The following is a 791-nucleotide window of genomic DNA, read 5'->3' on the forward strand; positions in this document are numbered from 1 at the left end:
GAGACAATACTTGTTCAATCTCTTCCAAACTGTTCAAGTATAAGATAGGATTCTCTTCAAATAACTGGTTGAAATCATTGAATAGCTCTAGGCGAACTAAGTCATTTAACTGTGCATTTTCAATCGAAACCAACTGAAATACTTGTCCTTTATAACTTACTTGTGAACCGATTGGATATTCCCTCAAAGCTTCTTCTACAATTTTATCGACATTAGAAAAAGAGTTCGTTTCTTCCGTTTCCTGTTCAATATCACTTGAAGGAGATAAAACTTCCTCTACTTGATTAGACTTTTCTCTTATAGCCTTTACTTCATCAAAATGAGTAATAATCTTCAGCTTTTGTGTCAGTGGGAGTTGTTGGTAGTTTTCTTCACGATGAATAAGATCCGTAACTGTATCTAAAGTAGCCATCAATTCTGAACCCATATAGGCTAGAACATCTCCCTCTTTTTCTTCAAAATGAATCTCAAGAACTTCTTTTTTAAGCTCTTTTGAGTCAACCATTAGAAGAAATTCCTCTATATCTCTACTAATACGGTCAGATAGATTATTCGCAACTCGATAGACGTTGACTAAATTGACATCCTGATTCTGATGAAATAGAAGCTCACTTAGTTGTTCCAGCTTTTCTTTTTCAGATTGGATGTAAAATCGAGTGGAAAGGTTATAGATTGCGACTTCTTGCACCAAGTATTTCTCCCAACTACTTAATTGAGATAATTTACTTAGACCTGCTTGTCCAAAATTTCTTGTATAACTTTCTAAATCTTGGTCATTATTTTCAGAACTG

Annotated in this window: 1 pseudogene; it reads right to left on the minus strand. The window is 34.1% G+C overall.

From position 1 onward, the window contains the following. A pseudogene (locus CBI42_RS10955) lies at positions 1 to 791 on the minus strand (DEAD/DEAH box helicase family protein); the annotation flags it as partial.

Source organism: Streptococcus sp. KR (assembly GCF_002238115.1).
GTDB lineage: Bacteria > Bacillota > Bacilli > Lactobacillales > Streptococcaceae > Streptococcus.